The sequence below is a fragment of the Burkholderia sp. AcTa6-5 genome (assembly GCF_017815075.1).
Lineage (GTDB): Bacteria > Pseudomonadota > Gammaproteobacteria > Burkholderiales > Burkholderiaceae > Burkholderia > Burkholderia sola.
In genome coordinates this window covers 90,729-106,053 of record NZ_JAGIQE010000013.1, presented here as the reverse complement: position 1 = coordinate 106,053, position 15,325 = coordinate 90,729, and the positions used below count along the sequence as shown (strand labels likewise).

Sequence of the window (15,325 nt, the reverse complement as noted above, 5' to 3'; positions counted from 1 at the left end):
AACCGCCAGGGTCCCGCGCACACCGCCCGCGCACGCCCTGCCCGACCGGAGAGTGAGCCCGTGACCGCAACCGTGGCCGCGTCGGCCTATCGGCCGCGCGATGTCGTCAATGCGCCCGACATCAAGGCGGCCATCGCGCGCCGCAGCGCCGAGCGCGGCGATCCGGCCGAGATCCTCGCGTGGCTCGGCAACCATTTCTTCCGCTGGGTCGTCGGGGCGTTCGAGCAGGCGCAGCCGCTCGCTTCGCTGGCCGATTACCGCGCGCTTGCCGGCGCCGACCGGCCGGCGCCCGAGTGGCTCGTGCGCCGGTTCCGCGCGCAATCGGCATCTCCGGCATCCGGCCCGACGCCCGATGCGGCGCTGCCGCCCGCCGCTGAACCGCCGCCGCTCTACTTCATCGATCCCGAGCACATGCTGCTGATCGACCGCGAACGCGTGCTGGTCGAATTCCTGCGCTCGCGTGCCGGCACGCGGCTCGCGCAGAAACTGCAACGCATCACCTGCGCGATGGCGCTCGACATGTGGGAGCGCGAGCACCAGCGGATGCAGGCGCGCCGCGACAAGGGCTGGGTGCCGAGCAGCGGCCTCGCGCTGCGCGAGGTGTTGCGCACGCCGAACGGGATCGTGTTCGAATTCGTCGGCGATCATCCGGCGCTGCGCGAGGAACTCGCGTACGAGTCGTACTACATGCAGCACTGTCTCGGCCAGTTCGCGGATCGCCGCCGGCTGCGCGGCGGCTACGGCGAGCAGTACGCGCAAGCCGCACGGGACGGCCGGCTGCGCCTCTTCACACTGCGCGGCGCGGGCAACCAGCCGCACGTGACGATCAGCCTGCAGGCGAGCGGCGACGGCCTGCGCATCGACCAGATCAAGGGCAAGCAGAATCGCCATCCGGTGCGCCGCTATGCGGACGACGTCCGCCAGTTCCTGCGCGCGCTCGCGCCGCGCGGCGAGCGTCATCCCGATTGCGAGGGCATGGGCCTCGTGTTCGAACCGGATGCGCCGGGTGCGGCCACCGGCGCGTGGACCTTCGTCACCGACGTGCGCTCGTCCGACCATCTGCTGAGCGTGATGAGCGAGAACTTCCACCTGATCGAGCATTTCGAGCAACCGCCGGCCGTGCTGCAATGGCTGCTGCTGCGCAATGCACCGTATGCGCTCGGCCAGTTGCGGCAGATCGATCCGGCCGTCGCGGCGGCCGCGCGCCATGCGTTGCCGGCCGATGCGCTGCCGGCCGCGCGCGCACCCGACGCGCCGCCGGCCGCGACCGCATTCGAGATCGAAGGCATCGCGATCGATCCCGCGCTGTGCGCGGCGTTCGCGTTGCCTGCGCCGACGGACGGGAGCGCGTCATGCTGAAACTACTGCTTGGCGCGGCCGTGCTGGGGCTCGTGTGGTACGTGTGGCGCGCGTTCCGGGTCGCCGCACGGATGGTGCACGAAGTCGACGCCGACCAGGCCGCGGGCGCCGACAGCACGGTGCCGGTGCGCCAAACCGCGGCCGTCAGGCTCGCGCAGGCGCAGGCCGAGCAGGCGCCGCCGAACCGCCGCCGCTGGGCGCTCGCGCTCGCCGACATCCTGCTGATCCGCAACGGGCTGCGCTGCGATTGCGACGACCTCGTCCATGCGCTGCCCGACGCGCAGCGCGAACAGCTCGCGCGCCAGGTACGGCGCGAACTCGACCTGCCGGCCGACCTGCCCGAGTGGCAGATCGTGCAGCGCGTGCCGTCGATCCTCGCGGGCTGGATTCGCGGCGTCGGCCGCTCGCACGACGGCTTCTACGAACAGCTCGCCGCCGTCGGGCGCGTGCGCGACGCACTCGCGTTCGATTGCGCGCGCACCGCGTTTCTCGTGCGCTGCATCGCGCTGCTCGGCTGGGCGTCCGACCAGCACGCGTGGATCGTGCTGCTGCTCAATGCGCAGCGCGCGCAGGACAGCTTCGACAGCTGGGAAGACTTCGGGCTCGCGTATGCGCGGGCACGCCAGCAGTGGCTGCGCGGCAGCGGCCAGGACGGCCCCGCGTCGTCGCGCGCCACGCAGGAAGTGCGCGAATACCTGCGCAATCCGTCCGGAAACTGGCTTTCGCTGCCGTGGAAGCGCTACCGCATCTTCGACCCCCAACCCGTTTCGTCATGACCGCCGATACCGACATGTCCTCCGCTTGCGCCGACCTGATTCCGCCCGCGACGTCCCGCTGGTCCATTTGCGACGTCGACGCGCTGCTGCGCGCCGGCGACTATGCCGCGCTCGACGCGCAACTCGATGCCGCACTCGCCGCCAGCTTCGCCGATCGCACCGCCGAGGCGCGGTACGTCGACGCGCTGCCGGCCGACGTGCAGCCGTGTATCGACGCCGGCGCCGACGGCCTCGCGCGCCTGCGCGCATGGCAGGCCGCGAACCCGCGCTCCGCGCACGCGTGGCTGTGCGAAGCGCATTACTGGCACCACTGGGCCTACGAATACCGCGGCAGCGGCTGGGCCGAAACGGTGACCGAAGCCGGCTGGATCGGCGCGCATGCGTGCGCGACGCTGACGCTCGTCGCCGCGCTGCGCGCGCTGATGCTCGCGCCGACGTTGTGGAGCGCGCCGATGGTGATCTTCACGAGCGTGTCGTCGTTCGGCGAACCCGAGTGGCTCGCGCAGCTCGTGCGCGAGCGCCGCTGGCCCGTCACCGAACTGCAGTTGAACGCCGGCGCCGACGACGCAGCCACGCGCACCGAACTGCAACGCATGTTCGCGCGTTCGGGACTGAACCCCGACGTGCCGGTCGCCTGCCCGCCGGAATTTCCGGACGCGCTGCCCGGCCCGGTCCAGGGCAAGAAGCTGCGCAAGGAGAAGTGGTACTGGATGGAAGCGACGCTGCACATCCACCCGAAGCTGTTCTTCCCGATGCGCACGTTCATCTGGTACATGCAGCCGCGCTGGGGCGGCTCGCACGATCACATCCGCGCGTTCGTCGCGTCCGACGCGTGCGCGCACCTCGACGCGGTCGAAAAGGACCGGCTGCTGCACGAGATCTGGCGCGACGACTACGCCGGCAATACGCTCGATGCGGATGACGACGACGACGATGCGCGCCACGCCATCACCGCGACGCTCGCGCGTGCGCAGGCGGCGCTGCATCCGTATCACCGTTGGGAAACGCTGAGCTGGCTCGCGCACAGCCATTACATGCGCGAGGAATACGAAAAAGCGTACGCCCGCCTGCAGGAAGCGGAACGCGACCAGCCGATCGACAACGACCAGAAGATGGCGATCGGCGTGCGACTGGCGCTCAGTCTCGATCCGCATGGCGACTGGCTGACCCGCGCGATCGAACGTGCATCGGACGCTCGCGCGTGCACGGCGGCAATGATCCTGCGCGGCTACGGACATCGTACCGGCACGTTCGGTTTCGCCCAGGACGACGCGCGCGGCGATGCATGGCTCGAAGCGGCACGCGTGAACGAGCCCGGCTCGCTCGCATGGAATCAGGTCGCCACCGCGCTGGAGTACGAAAACCGGCGCCCTGCCGATGCCGTCGCCGTCTGCAAGCTTGGCTACGAGGCAGGCGGCGATTCGTGCGATTACCTGCTCGGTTGCTTCTACAAGGACGGCACGCATGTCGAGGCCGACCCGTACCGCGCCGCCCACTACTTCCGCGAGTCGATGGAAGCCGGCGGCAACATGGCCGCGTATCGGCTCGGCTACACGTACTACCACATCGGGCAGACCAGCACGGACCGGGCCGAACGCGCGCGCATGCAGGTCGAGGCCGTCGAGGCCGCGCGCAAGGCGCACGAGATGGGGCATACCGACGGCCTCGAGTGCATGCTGATGTTCATCGGCGACATCGACGACTATCCGTCGCGCCATCGCTACGTCGACGAACTGCGCCGGCATGCCGAAGGCGGCCACCCGGCCGCAATGGCCGCACTGTCGTTCTTCCTTGCCGACGTCAACGACAAGTCGCTGTACGACTATCGCGAGAGCGTGCGCTGGATCATGGGGGCGCAGGCCATCGCGCCGGACGACGAGTACGTGCGCACCATCACGCGTGTCAGCCACGAGGACGGCATGCTCGGGAAGCTGCGCTACAAGCTGCAGCGCAAGCAGATCAAGGCGCACGAGATTCCCGGCGCCGACAACGCGATGGTCTGAACGCGGGCCGACGCACGCCGCCGCTCGTCCGCGGGCCGTGCGTCCTGCCCGCGTATCACCGTGGCAGCCGGTCGAGAAACGCCAGCATCGCCGCGTTGAACCGCGCGGGCCGCTGCAGCGGCGCGAAATGGCTCACGTCGGGCAGGATCGTCAGCGTCGCGCCCGGGATCGTCCGCGCGAGGTACGCCGCATGCTCGGGCCGGATGAATTCGTCGTGCTCGCCCTGCACGATCGCAACCGGCACGGCGATCGCCGCGAGATCCTGCGCAGTGTAATTCGGTTGCGTGCGCATCATTTCGCTGACGGCCGCGACGAACGCGTCGAACTGGTCCGGTGTCGCGGACAGTCGCGCATAGTCCTTCCGATGCCGCGCGAAACAGCGGTCGATCAGCGGACTCGGCGCCATCTCCTTCGTGCCGCCCGGATCCATGTTGCACGCGAAGAACAACACGCCGGCCGCGCGTTCCGGTGCGCGGGCAGCCAGCATGAGCGCGATGCATGCGCCGTCGCTCCAGCCGACGAAGCGTGCACGGTCGACGTGCAGCGCGTCGAGGACGGCAAGCACGTCCGATGCCATGCGTTCGTACGAATAGGGGCGGTCGTCGCGCGTGCTGCGGCCGTGACCGCGGCTGTCGATCACGATCGCGCGGTAGCCGCCCGCGAGCAGCGCCGGCACCTGGTTGCCCCAGTTGCCGCCATGGCCGAGGCCGCCGTGCAGCAGCACGACCGCCGGCCCCTGGCCGAACGACGCGTGCCAGATGCGCGCGCCGTCGTGGTCGAGCCATCCTTCGGCATCGGCTGCCGGCAGCGGCGTGCCGCCGTGCGCGTCGAAGCGAACGAGTTCGTCGTCGTCGAGTTCCGCGTTCATCGTTCAGCCGTCCTTGAGAGGGAGACGAACTGACGATTGTAATGCGTGCGGCCGACGCCGCCGCGGCCGCTCAGGCCTGCGTCGACACCAGCCCGCCCGACTGCGACCCGCCGGATTTTTCCAGCGCCGCGGCGAGTTGCGAGATCGCCGTCGCGAGCGCGGCCGAAATCGCGCCGGCTTCCGCGCTCAGCGACTGCTGCTCGACGGCCGCGGCCGGGTCGTCCTTGGCGCGCTGGGCCGCGGTGGCCATCTGCCGCTCCAAGGTCGCGAGCTGCTTCTGCAGGCGCTCGATCAGCGCCTTCAACTGGGCGACCGCCGGGTCCTCCGACGATGCGCCCGCTGCGCCGGGCGTTGCGCCGGCGGCGTCGGTCGAATCTTTCGTGCCGGGAGTGCTCGACGTGCCAGTCACGGCGGTGGCGCCCGTTGGGCCAGTTGTGCCCGTCGTGCTCGCGGCATCCGTCGCGCCGCCGGTGGACGACGTCGCGGCCGGCGGGTTCGCGGCCACGCCGCTGTCAACGAGCGGCGATCGCGTGGTCGTGGAGAAATCGATCTGCATCGTGTCGGTCCGTGTGTCGGTATACGAAGTCACAGGGGCGGAAATCGCCTTCCAGTCCGTTTACGGCATTCATCACACGAAACTTGAATATCGGGGTCGGGTAGATTGCCCGTTGATGATCGCAATTGATCGCGAAAGGGCCAGATTGGCAGCATGACGGCACTGGTAAAATCGCCGCTTCGCCGGCCGGATGCGCACGTCGGACGCCTCGTTCAGGCCCGACCGCGCGATGCCGCCGGCTCCGACTCCCGGACTTTCGAGGCACGGCATACAACGTATGCCGACGACGCCCTCGCGGCTTCCCCGAGTCGCCTTTTCCGTCCGCTTGCACGCGTACCGCACGGCGCTCACCGCCCGAGCGGCGAACGCCGTGCGGCACGCATTCACTTCATTACGCATTCGAGGAACACACGATGGCCCGCATCGGCGCCTTCTGCATCACGACGTGGCTCGCCGCCGCGATTCTTTACTTCGGCCAGCACTCCGTCGCAATGATCGCGCTCAGCGGTGTCGTGGTATTCGGCGGGTTCGATCTGCTGCGTCCGTAACCGCGGTCGTGCGACCCGGTGCGGCCGTACCGCGCGCATCCCCGCGTGCGCGTCGCCGGCTCGCGTGCCCCTTCAACCCTTGAAGGGGCGCATGCCGCTCACGACCGAACGGCCCGCATCGTTCCGCGTGATCCGCGCCGCCGGCGTGCGCGGCTGACAACGCTTCGTCGAGCCGCGCGGTGATGTTTTCCGCCATCTCGCAGCTGATCCGCAAGCCGCCGACCAGTCCCGCCAAGCCCGTCAGCGCGGCAACGTCCTCAACGAAGACGGCCCGCCCGTCAGCGCGATCCGCTTGCCCGTATCGCGCAGCTTGCCGCCATCGACCGCATACAGCGCAAGCTGCCGTTCGACGTTGAACTGCACGATCACGTGCCGGCTGTCGGCGGTAAACGCGATGCCCTGCGCGGCTTCGCCTCCCGGCACCTCGCTCACCTTCACGGCCTGCCCGTCGCGGATCTCGAACAGCAGCACCTTGCCGATCTTGTGGCGGCCCGGGTTGTCGGCCGTCAGGTTCGAGCCGTCCATTGCCTGCACGGCGATCCACTTCCCGTTCGGCGAAATCGCGACGCCTTCCGGCAGCGACGGCACCGTCAAGTACTGAACCGTGCGGAACGGCACGCGCGACACGTCGATCAGCGCGACCGAATCGGCGTCGCCCGCGAGCGTGCCGGTATAGCCCGGCAGCCCGGCGAGCCCGACGTTGCTGACGACGGCCCAGCGGTTGTCGCTCGACACGTCGATCGTGTAAGGCGCGACGCCTGTACTCAGCCGCGTGCCGCTGTCGGTCACCTTGCCGTCGTCGACGTTCAGCACCGCGATGCCCTGCTCGTCGCGCAGCGACACGAGCGCGTGCTTGCCGTCGTGCGTGAAGCTGATCCCGGCCAGCCGCTTCTTGCCGATTTTCAGGTTGCCGTCGAGCGTCACCTGCGTGCCGTCGATGCGCAGGATCGATACGCTGCCGTCGACGTTGGCGACGAGCGCGAGCCGGCCCGCGCGGTCGATCGCGATCCCTTGCGGATGCGTGCCGAGCTCGACGCGCGTGATCGCGGGCGGCGCGCTGTCGAGATTCACGACCTGCAGGAACGTGTCGAACACGAGCTGCTTCGCGGCCGTGTCGTAGCGCGTCGGCGCGCCGACCAGCGCGAGCTTCGCGTCGGGCGTGATCGCGACGGCCTGCGGCGGCCCCTGGATGCCGTTCTCGACGTCGATCTGCAAAGCAACCTTCGGCGGGAACGTGCTGGCGTCGAGCAGCGTCAGCGTGTCGGCGGGCGGGGCAGGCAGATAGGTGTCGCGGCCCTCGACGCGTTGATACTTGCCGTCGTTGCCGGATACGATCCAGTCGGCGGCGTGCACGGCAACGGCCGTCGTGGCGAGGGTCAGCGCGGCGAGCAGGCGCGCGCTGCGCAGGCGGAAGGGATTCGAATGCATGGCGGTCGGTTCTCCGGATCGGTTGCGGACGCAATGGATTGCCCGGCCCTGCTGCCCGACGGGCCGGCGCCATCGCATGATGCCCGAAAGCGCGCGCGCCCGGCGTCTCGCACCCGGTTCGGTTCCGTCAATCCGTGCGTCGCGTGCCCGACGACCACTCGACGATGTCGTCGAGCGGATACACCGGCCGCGCGAGCTGCTCGTAGCGAAACAACCCGTAGTCCGAACCGGTCACGCCGCGGCTGTCGCATTCGACCAGCGCGGACGAAATCGGCACGAACACCGGCCGGCAATACATCCGCGACTTCAGCAGCAGGAAGCGCGCGCGGCGCGGATCGACGCCGACGCTCTCGAACACGCCGAGATCCCACGGCTCCTGCGTGCGCTCGGTGACGACGAGCGTGGCCGTACCGATATCGAGCACGGCCGCGCGGCCCATGTACGCACGCTGCCCGGTATACGTCGGCCCGGTAATCACGTATTCGCCGTCGGTGATCGCGCGCACGATGCCCGTCGCGCGAAACGGTTCGCGCCGCACGCCGCCGTGCGACGGCAACCGGTTGCCGACCGGCACCGTGACGGTCGCGCCGACGCCCGCGTCGATCAGCGCCGCGACCGCTTCCGGGTCGCACAACGGCCCGCTGACGATTCCGTCGAGCCCGTGCGCGAGCGCGAGCGCGGCTTCGAGCAGGTCCATCGTGTCGCACGGGCCGCCCGACATGCAGTTGTCGCCGTGATCGAGCATCAGCACCGGGCGGTCCGCGCCGTCGGCGAGCGCCGCGGCCCGCGCGACCGATTCGGCGAGCGGCGCGCTGCGATAGACGAACGCGTCGCGCGCGTCCCAGATCTGCCGTGCGATGCGCTCGGCCACTGCGTCAGCCGCGGCGCGGTCGCCGTCGGCCACCACGACCACGCTGATGCACGGCGCGGGGATATCCGCGAGCGAGAAGCCGGGCAGGATCGACACCGCGAGCATGCCGTCCGCCTCGGCCGCGCGCGCGGCCTCCACCGCGCGCCGCATCGCGCCTTCGGCGCTCGCGCTGCGCAGCGTCGACGTCATCAGCGGCGGCTGCCGCCATGCGAGCACGGGCCGCGCGCGGCCGTGAATCCGGTCGAGCAACACGCGCGCCGCATGCTCGCCGGTCTCGACCATGTCGACGTGCGGATAGGTCTTGAAACTGACGATCACGTCTGCGTTGTCGATCAGCTTCTGCGTGACGTTCGCGTGCAGGTCGAGCGCGACCGCGATCGGCGCATCGGGCAGCGCCGCGCGCACGCGCGCGAGCAGGTCGCCCTCGCCGTCCGCGCTCTGCTCGGCGACCATCGCGCCGTGCAGGTCGAGCATCACCGCATCGCAGCCGGGCGCGGCGGCAACGATCGCGTCGCAGATCGCCGCATACGCGTCGGCCGCGACGGGCCCGCTCGGGTTCGCGGCCGCCGACACGGGCGTCACGATGTCCGCGCCTTCGCGCTCGGCCGCATCGATGAACGCGGCCATCGCGGTACGCATTCCGTGATTCGCGCGATACGCGTCGTCGCCCCAGTCGGGGCCGTGGCGGCCGAACGCGGCGAGCGGCGTCGGCACCGGCGAGAACGTGTTGGTCTCGTGGTTCATCCGGGCAATCAGGATCTTCATTGCGCGGCGCCCTCCGCGATCCCGGCCGCGCCCAGCATCGCGTGCAGCAGCACGTTGCAGCCGGCTTCCAGATGCACCGGATCGGCGTCCTCGATCTCGTTGTGGCTGATGCCGTCCTTGCACGGCACGAAGATCATCGCGGTCGGCGCGACGCGCGCGAGATACACCGCGTCGTGGCCCGCACCGCTGATCACGTTCATCGACGACAGCCCGAGTGCACGCGCGCCGGCACGGACCTGCTCGACCAGCGCCGGATCGAACGGCTGCGGCGGAAAGTACACGACCGGCTCGATGTCGATCCGCATCCCGGCCGCTGCGCCCAGGTCCGCGCATGCCGCACGCAGCTCCGCATCCATCGCCGCCAGCATCGCGTCGTCGGCCGCGCGCAGGTCGACGGTCAGCGTCACGCGGCCGGGAATCACGTTGCGCGAATTCGGGTGCACGTCGACCCAGCCCACCGTGCCGCGTCCATGCGGCGGATGCGCACGCGCGATCTCGTTCACCTTGCGCACGAGATCGGCCGCGACCAGCAGCGCGTCGCGCCGCAGTTCCATCGGCGTCGGGCCCGCATGTGCCTCCATCCCGTGGACGGTCACGTCGTACCAGCGCTGTCCGAGCGCGCCCTCGACCACGCCGATCGTCGTGTCGTGCGCTTCCAGCACCGGCCCCTGCTCGATATGCGCTTCGAAATACGCGCCGACCGGATGCGCGCCGTGCCCGTCGTCCGCACTGCCCGCGTAGCCGATCGCGGCCAGCGCGTCGCGCACCGACACGCCGTCGCGGTCGCATTGCGCGAGTGCATGGTCGAGCGTGAACGCGCCCGCGAACACGCCGGAACCCATCATCACCGGGACGAAGCGCGACCCTTCCTCGTTGGTCCAGACCGCCACCTCGAGCGGCGCGCGCGTGCGCACCCCGGCGTCGTCGAGCGTGCGCAGCACCTCGAGGCCGGCCAGCACGCCGTAGTTGCCGTCGAACTTGCCGCCCGTCGGTTGCGTGTCGATATGGCTGCCCGTCGCCACGGGCGGCAGGTCGTCCCGTTCGCCGGCGCGCCGCGCAAAGATATTGCCGATCGCATCGACGCGCACCGTGCAACCGATGTCCTGCGCCCACGCGACGAACAGGTCGCGCGCGTCGCGATCGAGTTCGGTGAGCGCGAGACGGCACACGCCGCCCTTGTCGGTCGCGCCGATCCGCGCGAGCCGCATCAGGCTGTCCCACAGCCGCGCGCCGTCGACGCGCAAGCCGGACGCCGCGACGCCCGGAGTCGAATCCTGTACTTGCATCGTTGCCATTCCTCGCATTGAAAGGGCACGGCTCATGCGACGCCGACGCCCAGGTAGCGGTCCTTCACGTCGTGATCGGCCGCGAACGCCGCGTTGCTGCCTTCGTAGACGATCACGCCCTGCTCGATCACGAAGTGGCGATCGGCGAGCTGCGTGCACACTTCGAGGTTCTGTTCGACGAGCAGGATCGCGACGCCGGCCGCCTTGATCCGCTTCAGTTGCTCGACGATTTCCTCGACGATCACCGGCGCAAGCCCCTCGACCGGCTCGTCGAGCATCAGCAGCCGCGGATGATTCATCAGCGCGCGACCGATCGCGAGCATCTGCTGCTCGCCGCCCGACAACTGCGCGCCGCCGTTGCGACGGCGCTCCTTCAGGCGCGGAAAGATCCGGTAGATATCGTCGAGCTGCCACGGCGAATCGCGACGCGCGCCGAGCCGCAGGTTTTCCTCGACCGACAGCAGCCGGAAGATCCCGCGATGCTCGGGCACGAAGCACAGGCCGCGCGCGGCGATCCGGTGCGCGGGCTGCCCGGACACCGGTCGGCCCGCGAACGTCACCGTGCCGCCGGTCGGCGCGACGACGCCCGCGATCGTCTTGAGCGTCGTCGACTTGCCCGCGCCGTTGCGGCCGAGCAGCGTCACTGTCTCGCCTTCGTTCACGTTCAGCGAAATGCCCTGCAGCACGTGGCTCTTGCCGTAGCACGCATGAACCTCTTTCACGTCGAGCATCATGCGCGGCCTCCGGTGATCATGTTGCCGAGATACGCGCTGCGCACGCGCTCGTCGCCGCGGATCGCTTCGGGTTTGCCTTCGACCAGCACGCGCCCCTGCTGCATCACCGTGATCGTGTCCGAGATGTCCATCACGATGCCCATGTTGTGTTCGATCAGCACGACCGTGTAGTCGTCGCGCAGGCCGCGGATCAGCGTCTTCATGTCGTCGAGATCGTCGATGCCCATGCCCGACGTCGGCTCGTCGAGAAAGATCGCGCGCGGCCGCGCCGCCAGCGCCATGCCGACCTCGAGCCGGCGCTGCTGGCCGTGCGACAGCACGCCGGCCGCGGTATCGGCGAAGCGCTGCAGGCCGAGCCGCTCGAGGACGTCGTCGACGATGCCGTCATGCGCGAGCGCACCGCGCGGCGGCGTCCACGGATTCAACGCCCGCCGCGATTCGACGCCCTGCGCGGCGACGCGCAGATTCTCGCGCACGCTCAGGTTCGGAAACAGGCTCGTGACCTGGAACGAGCGCGCGATGCCGCGCCGCACGCGCTTGTGATCGGGTTCGTGCGACACGTCGTGACCGTCGAACAGGATCGAGCCCGACGTGATCGGCAGCGTGCCGGTCAGCGTATGGAACAGCGTCGTCTTGCCCGCGCCGTTCGGGCCGATCACCGAATGCACGGTGCGCGGCATGATGCGCAGATCGACGCCGCCCAGCGCGGTGAACTTGCCGTAGCGCTTGACGATGCCGCGCGCTTCGAGAATCGCTTCGCTCATTGCCGCTCCTTGACCGTGGCCGCCGCGCGATCGCTACGCCGCAGCGACGCCACGATGCGTTCGCCCAGCCCCCACAACCCACGCTGCATGAACAGGCTGACCGCGATCAAGACGAGGCCGAGCAGCAGCAACCAGCGCGGCCACAGCGTCGACAGCCAGTCCGCGAACAGCACGTAGAACGCCGCGCCGAGCACCGACGCGAACAGGTTGCCCGTGCCGCCGATCACCGTCATCACGAGGATCATCTCGCTCGTGTGGTAGTCGATGTTCGACAGCGGCGCGATGCCCGTCATCAGCGCGTGCAGCGCCCCGGCCAGGCCCGTGACCGCGCCCGAGATCACGAACGCCGCGAGCTTGAAGCGCTTCACGTCGTAGCCGGCCGCCGCCGCGCGCGCTTCGTTGTCGCGAATCGCGAGCAGCGTGCGGCCGAACACCGAGCGCGATACGCGCAGCAGCAGCCAGAACACCGCGACGAACAGCACCGCGACGAAGCCGTAGTAGCGCCACGGCGAAGCGAGCGACACGAGCGGTTGCCCGAATGCGGCGAGCGCCGGGCGCGGGATGTCGAGCAGCCCGTTGTCGCCGCCCGTCACGTTCGGCGTCGTATACGCGAGGAAATAGAACAGCTGCCCGAACGCAAGCGTCAGCATCACGAAATACGTGCCGCGCTGCCGGATCGAGAACCAGCCGACGAGTGCGGCCGCGACGGCACCGAGCACCGCGGCCGCGACCAGCGCGGCCGTCACGGACGCGACGCCGCGCGTCAGCACGAGCCCCGCCGCGTAGCTGCCGAGCCCGAAGAAGATGCCCTGCCCGAACGACAACAGCCCCGTGTAGCCGAGCAGCAGGTTGCAGCCGAGCGCGGCGAGCGCGAACACCAGCACTTCGGTCGCGAGCGAGCCCGAACTCAGCACAAGCGGCAACACGCACGCGGCCACCACCGCGAGCCAGCCTTCCGGCCGCTGCAACACGCCGCGCCACGGCTGCGGGCGTTGCGACGCCGCCGCGCCCGGCGGCAGCGGTTTCGACGAATCGATCATGCGGCCCTCCCCAGCAAACCGTTCGGACGCAGCAGCAGCACGGCCGCCATCGCGACGTAGATCATCAGCCGCGCGCCTTCCGGCCACAGCGTGCTCATCAGGCTCTGCACGATGCCGACCAGCAGCCCGCCGACGAGCGCGCCGAGAAAATTCCCCATCCCGCCGACGACGACCACGACGAACGCGACGCCGAGCGCCTCGATGCCCATGAACGGATCGACGCCGCGGATCGGGGCGGCGAGTACGCCGGCCAGCGCGGCCGTCGCCGCGCCGAGCGCGAACACGAGGCTGAACACGCGGGTCACGTTGATGCCGAGCAGCGACACCATCTCCGTCGACTCGCTGCCCGCACGCACCGTACTGCCGAGCCGCGTGCCTTCGAGCACCCACCACAGCAACGCGGCGAGGACGGCCGTGAACGCGATCACGAACAGCCGGTACTTCGGGTAGACGAAGCCGCCCCAGATCACGACGCCGTTCAGCGCGTCGGGCGGCGGCACGTTGTCGCCGAGCGGCCCCCACGCGAGGATCGCGCACTCCTGCAGCACGAGCGCGAGCCCGACCGTCGCGAGGATGTGGAATTCATGCTGCTGCGCGTACACGTGGCGCAGCACCAGCTTCTCGACGATCCACGCGAACGCGCCGACGACGAGCGGCACGAGCGCGAGCGCGACCCAGAAATTCGCCGACCATTGCAGCGCCTGGTAGCAGAGGTACGCCCCGAGCAGGTAGAACGCGCCGTGAGCGAAATTCACGAAGCGCAGCAGGCCGAACACGATCGACAGGCCGACCGCGAGCAGGAAATACAGCATGCCCACGCCGATGCCGTTGACGATCTGCAGCAGATAGACGTTCATGGCTTCCGTGTCGGAAAGAAAGGTAACGGACGCCCGCGGCGCGCGATGCGCCGCGAACGCATGCACGGCGTCACGCGAGCTTGCAGCCCGTCTTGTCGAGCGGCAGGAACGACTGGCCGGCGCTGACGATGTCGGCATAGTCGTCCGCATTCTTCATCCGGCCCTTCGGCTTGCCCTTCAGCAGGTAGTAGTTCTTCAGCACCTGGTGGTCGCCCTTGCGGATTTCCTCCGGGCCCGTGAGGCCGTCGTACTTCATCCCTTCCATCGCCGCGACGACCTTCTTCGGATCGGCGCTGCCGGCCTTTACCATCGCGTCGATCAGGATCTTCGAGCAGATGTACGAACCCGCGAGGCTGTAGTTCGGGTTCGCCTTGAACGCGGCGTTCGCGCGCTTCACGAGATCGCGGTTCAGCGGCGAATCGATGCCGTGCCAGTACTGCGCGCCGAAATACACGCCGTCGCAGATGTCCGGCCCGAGCGCCTCGAACTGCTCGAGGCCCGATGCCCATGCGAGCAGGATCGTGCAGTTGCGCTTCATCCCGAAGCTGACGGCCTGGCGCAGCGTGTCCGACGATTGCGAGCCGAAGTTCAGGATCAGCAGCACGTCCGGCTGCGCGGCCGCCGCGTTCGTCAGGTAGCCGCTGAACTCCTTCTCGGCGAGCGAGTGGTAGCTGTTGCCGACGTGCTCGATGCCCTTCTCCTTGAAGACCGCCTTCGCGGCCGACAGCAGGCCGTCGCCGAACACGTATTGCGGCGTGATCGTGTACCAGCGCTTCGCCTTCGGCAGCATCTGGATCAACGGGCGCACCGTCTGCTCGATCGCGCCGAACGTCGGCACCGACCAGCGGAACGTCGCCGCGTTGCAATCCTTGCCGGTGATCTCGTCCGCACCGGCCGTCGTGATGAACACGCCGTCCGCCTTCTGGACTTCCTTGCCCATCGCCAGCGATTCGGACGACAGGATGCCGCCCGCGAAGAAGCGCACGCCCTTCTGCTGCGCGATTTCCTGCACGCGCCGCACGGCGGTCGCAGGCTTGCCCTCGGTGTCGAGCGCCGTATAGGCGAGCGGCGCGCCGAGCACCTTGCCGTATTGCTTGACGACGAGCTGCATGCCGAGATCGGCATACTTGCCGTTGGCGGCGAACGGGCCGGACATCGGCACCGGGCAGGCAAGCTGGATGGGCGAGCCCTGCGCGAACGCGACCCGGGACGACATGCTGCCGAGCGCGCCCGGCACGGCCGACAGCGCGGCCAGTTTCAACAGTTCTCGGCGATTCAAGTTGAGCTCCTCATGAACGGGGACACACGCGATACGACCGACTGCCAAACCGTGCCCACGCCACTCCTGGATGCGCGCCGCCGGTTGATCCTATTTATCATGATAAATAGAATGAACCTGATGCTAGAGTTGATCAAAATTGGTGTCAATCAGGCAAAATTCCGTACCCGCGCCGGCACCGGTCGTCGACG

14 protein-coding genes are annotated in these 15,325 nt (G+C 69.2%); 4 read left to right on the top strand and 10 right to left on the bottom strand.

Annotated features, from left to right (window positions below; genetic code table 11):
• Positions 1-60: 60 nt before the first annotated feature.
• Genes J8I33_RS18815 through J8I33_RS18805 form a run of 3 tightly spaced genes read left to right on the top strand, consistent with a single transcriptional unit; the run spans position 61 to position 4,138 of the window.
• Positions 61-1,359, top strand: a complete 1,299-nt coding sequence (locus J8I33_RS18815; RefSeq protein ID WP_050013625.1) for a hypothetical protein — start codon at positions 61-63, stop codon at positions 1,357-1,359.
• Positions 1,353-2,135, top strand: a complete 783-nt coding sequence (locus J8I33_RS18810) for a DUF1266 domain-containing protein (RefSeq protein WP_209924191.1) — start codon at positions 1,353-1,355, stop codon at positions 2,133-2,135. The genes J8I33_RS18815 and J8I33_RS18810 overlap by 7 nt, the downstream gene beginning before the upstream one ends.
• A gap of 14 nt (positions 2,136-2,149) precedes the next feature.
• Positions 2,150-4,138, top strand: coding sequence for a DUF4034 domain-containing protein (locus J8I33_RS18805; protein ID WP_245172202.1), 1,989 nt, complete (start codon positions 2,150-2,152; stop codon positions 4,136-4,138).
• A gap of 55 nt (positions 4,139-4,193) precedes the next feature.
• On the opposite strand, the gene J8I33_RS18800 is transcribed toward J8I33_RS18805, so the two are convergent.
• Together J8I33_RS18800 and J8I33_RS18795 are read right to left on the bottom strand one after the other, a co-directional pair.
• Positions 4,194-5,006, bottom strand: coding sequence for an alpha/beta hydrolase (locus tag J8I33_RS18800; protein ID WP_209938580.1), 813 nt, complete (start codon positions 5,004-5,006; stop codon positions 4,194-4,196).
• A 70-nt stretch (positions 5,007-5,076) separates the two neighbouring features.
• Positions 5,077-5,511, bottom strand: a complete 435-nt coding sequence (locus J8I33_RS18795; RefSeq protein WP_348636020.1) for a hypothetical protein — start codon at positions 5,509-5,511, stop codon at positions 5,077-5,079.
• 464 nt (positions 5,512-5,975) lie between these two features.
• Between J8I33_RS18795 and J8I33_RS34760 the strand changes: the two genes are divergently transcribed.
• Positions 5,976-6,110 carry a hypothetical protein gene (locus J8I33_RS34760; protein ID WP_006405345.1) on the top strand — a complete coding sequence of 45 codons (135 nt, stop codon included), beginning with the start codon at positions 5,976-5,978 and terminating at the stop codon, positions 6,108-6,110.
• Positions 6,111-6,350: 240 nt separating this feature from the next.
• Here J8I33_RS34760 and J8I33_RS18790 read toward each other — a convergent pair whose 3' ends face one another.
• The 8 genes from J8I33_RS18790 to J8I33_RS18755 form a co-directional block, all read right to left on the bottom strand.
• Positions 6,351-7,538, bottom strand: a complete 1,188-nt coding sequence (locus tag J8I33_RS18790; protein ID WP_209938578.1) for a beta-propeller fold lactonase family protein — start codon at positions 7,536-7,538, stop codon at positions 6,351-6,353.
• A gap of 127 nt (positions 7,539-7,665) precedes the next feature.
• Positions 7,666-9,174: a M81 family metallopeptidase gene (locus tag J8I33_RS18785; RefSeq protein WP_209938577.1), complete on the bottom strand. Its 1,509-nt coding sequence runs from the start codon at positions 9,172-9,174 to the stop codon at positions 7,666-7,668.
• Positions 9,171-10,460, bottom strand: coding sequence for a Zn-dependent hydrolase (locus tag J8I33_RS18780; protein WP_050013657.1), 1,290 nt, complete (start codon positions 10,458-10,460; stop codon positions 9,171-9,173). Before J8I33_RS18780 ends, J8I33_RS18785 begins: the two co-directional genes overlap by 4 nt.
• Before the next feature lie 32 nt (positions 10,461-10,492).
• Entirely contained in the window at positions 10,493-11,194 is a 702-nt protein-coding gene (locus J8I33_RS18775) for an ABC transporter ATP-binding protein (protein WP_050013633.1), read from the bottom strand.
• Positions 11,191-11,958 carry an ABC transporter ATP-binding protein gene (locus J8I33_RS18770; RefSeq protein WP_050013634.1) on the bottom strand — a complete coding sequence of 256 codons (768 nt, stop codon included), beginning with the start codon at positions 11,956-11,958 and terminating at the stop codon, positions 11,191-11,193. Before J8I33_RS18770 ends, J8I33_RS18775 begins: the two co-directional genes overlap by 4 nt.
• Positions 11,955-12,998, bottom strand: a complete 1,044-nt coding sequence (locus tag J8I33_RS18765; protein WP_050013635.1) for a branched-chain amino acid ABC transporter permease — start codon at positions 12,996-12,998, stop codon at positions 11,955-11,957. The genes J8I33_RS18770 and J8I33_RS18765 overlap by 4 nt, the downstream gene beginning before the upstream one ends.
• Positions 12,995-13,855 (bottom strand): branched-chain amino acid ABC transporter permease, encoded by an 861-nt coding sequence (locus tag J8I33_RS18760; protein ID WP_050013636.1) that lies wholly within the window; start codon positions 13,853-13,855, stop codon positions 12,995-12,997. The genes J8I33_RS18765 and J8I33_RS18760 overlap by 4 nt, the downstream gene beginning before the upstream one ends.
• A 70-nt stretch (positions 13,856-13,925) precedes the next feature.
• Positions 13,926-15,134: an ABC transporter substrate-binding protein gene (locus tag J8I33_RS18755; RefSeq protein ID WP_050013637.1), complete on the bottom strand. Its 1,209-nt coding sequence runs from the start codon at positions 15,132-15,134 to the stop codon at positions 13,926-13,928.
• Between the last annotated feature and the right edge of the window lie 191 nt (positions 15,135-15,325).